The following is a 3,592-nucleotide window of genomic DNA, read 5'->3' as shown; positions in this document are numbered from 1 at the left end:
GGTCCGGAGCCCCAAAAACAACAACGCACCCCTTACGCACGCCTGGGACATCGCCTGCTGCCGACTCGATCTCTTCGGGATAGATGTGACGCCCGGCGCGAATGATGATGTCTTTCGAGCGGCCGGTGATATAGACGTCGCCGCCGGCGATATAGGCGAGATCACCGCTGTTAAGCCAATCGCCGTCAAACAGCTCTCGGTTCTTTACCGGATTGTTTAAATAGCCGAGTGTGGCGGACGGACCCCGAAACTGAAGCTGCCCCTCCTCCCGTTCGCCGAGCTCACCAGTCGGACCAATGATGCGAACTTCGTGTCCCGGCAAAGGACGCCCACATGCAACAAATTCTAGTGCGGTAGCGTCGCCACGCGCTGCGGGGAGCGCCCGTGCTTGTTGCATCAAAGCGGCACGATCAACTCTATCAATAATCGGAGCCCGACCTGGTGGCGGAAAGGCTAGCCCCACTGCATTCTCAGCCAAGCCGTAGACAGGCGCCATCGCCTCCGGCCGAAAGCCATACTTGGCGAAACGATCGCTGAACTGGCGGATCGTGTCAGGCAATACCGCCTCCGAACCATTGGCCACCATCCGTAGCGAGCTGAGATCGAGACCGGAAATGGTTCGGTCTTGAATTTTGTGCAGGCAAAGGCCGAAGCCAAAATTCGGTGAAGCAGAAAGGGTTGCCCGATGACGGTGGATCGCCCACAGCCATTGCTCCGGCCGAACGATGAACATAAGTGGCGACATCACAACCAGCGGAGCAGCGAAATAGAGGCTGCCAAGCCAAGCACCGATCAGCCCCATGTCATGATAGAGTGGGAGCCAACTCACAAATACATCGGTCGGCCCTGCTTCCATCGCTTCGCCCATCGCTCGGATATTGGCCAGCATGTTGCTATGACTCAGGACTACACCTTTCGGATCGCCAGTGCTGCCAGAGGTGTATTGCAGAAGAGCTGTGCTGTCGGCCGCCAATTCCAATATTTCGCTCTCTGGGCCGTGTCTCAGCTCGTCAACACTGACCACATCTCGCAGGCTCTCGACCTGCAGCTTTAGAAGCCGCGCTACAGCCGAGGTTGACTTCTCGGCAATAAGCAGCACTGCCTGCGCGTTCCGAAGAATGCTGGCCTGTCGTTTAAGATGCTCCTCAATCTGGGAAGGACGTGCTGGCGGATAGATTGGCGTCGGCACACCGCCGGCATAAAGAACTCCGAAGAACGCTGCAAAGAATTCGACGCACGTTGGCAGCATGATTGCGACTCGCTCGCCAGGCTGTAGGCTAGCTCGCACTAGTACGTTTGCGACTTTTAGTGCCTGACTCTGGACCTGCCGATAAGTAAGGCTGGTTTCCTCCCCGTCGCCATGCCAAAGCACTAAGTGAGTCCGTTCGCCATGCTGATGGACGTGCCAGTCGAGGATTTTCGTAAGCGTCTCAGCGTCGGCCGGCGCTGCCTCGGCAACTTCTTCGGCAACGCGGCGTCTGCGGGACACATCCATCGATGGCAGGGTTCGCGCGTCTGCTAGCGCTGACAGCAGATCATGGAGCGTCTCTGCCTCTCCCAAAAGACGTTCGGGCAGTCGAACGGAGAAGGCGCGCTCAATCCGAAGCAGCAGCTCTGCACGGGAAAGACTATCAAAGCCCCAATCACGCTCCAGGGAGCTATCCAACCCAGCATGCACTGGTTGGCGCCGGCCGGGGTTTAGCTCATGGGCAAGACCCCTCGCTATCTCCACTAGAGCAGCGCCTAAGTCTTCAGGCGATTGTACCCCTGTAGCTTTTTCCATCGGCATGGTAATTCCGAGGTGCCAGCTCCGCCGGCGAAAATGGCAGCTTGTCGAACGTATCGAGGCCGGTGCGCACGGCTCATCTCTAGTGCTGGAGCTAGTCTGGTTTCGGGGCGGCTGGCAAGCTTTGACCTCGGTCAACCCGCCTGCACCGAAAACCTAGACTCGGACTTAGTGATGATAGAGGCCGGCTGGGATCTCTCGTGGTCTGATGCTTCTGGCCCTCACGCCGACACTCGCGCTATCAAGATCGAAATCAGCGGCGCACAGATACTGAAGCCGCGCAAAATTTGCGTCATGTTGCCCGAGGGGTTGCCGTCCTTGAGCTTGCGCGTGATGGCGTGACTGTCCGTCAGGACACACCCAACCATGTTCTTCGTGATCTGCTCGTAGTATTCAATCTGCGACTGATCATGTTCCAGAAGGGCCTTCGCTATATCGGTAAGGGCGGAACGCCCATCGTTCCTCAGCAGTTCGATCAGCATGGCTGGTTGGTAGATGTGCGACATCGCCATCCGGTTCTGGATGAACTCCTCCAGCGTCCGATAGGTCGAAGAGCCTTTAACCAACCTAGTGTTTCCTGTAGCGCAACAGCTATGCCATCGCGTAAGCGTCGCCCCAAATGGTCTCGTAAGTTTTGATCTTCAGTTCGGCAATGTCTTGCGGCGTGTGGACGATAGTCGTTGGTTTCTTCACAGCAAGGTCCTTGAAGGACTGCGCGACTGTCCACGCCTCTTTTGTGTCCACAATGATTAATCTGTCATGCAGGTTCCGCGAGACGCGCACCTCCAGCGGCCGCGTGTCGCCGTATTGCTTTTTCCATTTCTCATGAGCAGGCTTAAGTCCTGGGCTGACTTTGTCCTCATCGGTCAGGATGCGGACCGCTACCGTCTCAGGGGCTAATACAGCGTATGCATCTAGAATACTTTCGTCTGCATAAGGATCGACTAGGAGCACCGCATCAGTCGCGGTTTTCAATACATCTCCAACAACCTTGTATGCCTCATACACATCGCCTGCGGAAACAAACGCGCCCACGACTGCGGTCGGCACGACAAGTTCCAAGCGAGCCAGAGCGCGGCGCAGCGCCGACACAACATGCCGTGCGTTTTGTGTTCGGAAGTCCACGTTGACAATATGATTATTAACTTGCGTAACCGCTGCCTTAGCATCTTTGACTTCGTTGTGGTCGGGGTTCGGCGCTAGTGATTGCGACATCTCAATGACGGCAATCGCTCCGGCCAGCCATTGATCCTCGGTGGGATCGAGTGGTCCTTGATGCATAAAGTTTGGTATGTCCGTCAGAAGCGCCCCAGCACGCTGGTACAGCTCCTCTGGTGTACTCATCTTCCTGCCTCCCTCAGCGAGTTGCCTTTCTTGCGTCTTTCAACGCTTGCACTGGAGCTGAGTAGAACGCCTTGATGTCGATCACTTTGTGATCCGGCCCGATGTAACCCTGAATAAGCGGGTGTGCGATTGTCGTGCCTTGTTTTCTTTCAACGGAAAGCTCCCTCTGAGTGCTTTCCCCCGCGCAGGCTGAGTGTAGCAGGCCGATACCTTCGCCTTAACAATTCCTAAATGCTGACAAGTTGAAATAACGGCAGATGCGCCATAGCGGGCGCAATGGTGGGGAACTGGAGGCTAAGACGATGACGGTAAACGTGACGCCCGATCAGTTCGAGGTCCGCGACGGACTGGTCATACATAAGCCGACCGGCGCGGAATTTATCCCGCACCCTGAGCGGGAAGGCTCTGTGATGGTGTGGACGGGGAACATTGGCAGGAAGTTGCCCGATGGAGCGATCTATC

Annotated in this window: 3 protein-coding genes; all 3 read right to left on the bottom strand. The window is 56.5% G+C overall.

Annotated elements, in window-relative coordinates:
- On the bottom strand, positions 1–1,783 hold a 1,783-nt coding region (locus AC33YF_RS13245), incomplete at its 3' end, for an AMP-binding protein (protein WP_491777683.1).
- A 224-nt stretch (positions 1,784–2,007) separates the two neighbouring features.
- Positions 2,008–2,352: a hypothetical protein gene (locus tag AC33YF_RS13240; RefSeq protein ID WP_491777682.1), complete on the bottom strand. Its 345-nt coding sequence runs from the start codon at positions 2,350–2,352 to the stop codon at positions 2,008–2,010.
- A 25-nt stretch (positions 2,353–2,377) separates the two neighbouring features.
- Positions 2,378–3,130, bottom strand: a complete 753-nt coding sequence (locus AC33YF_RS13235) for a hypothetical protein (protein WP_491777681.1) — start codon at positions 3,128–3,130, stop codon at positions 2,378–2,380.
- Positions 3,131–3,592 lie beyond the last annotated feature (462 nt).

It is taken from the genome of Methyloceanibacter sp. (genome assembly GCF_058506495.1).
The sequence above is the reverse complement of the archived record's forward strand: the minus strand, read 5'-3'. Positions and strand labels throughout refer to the sequence as shown.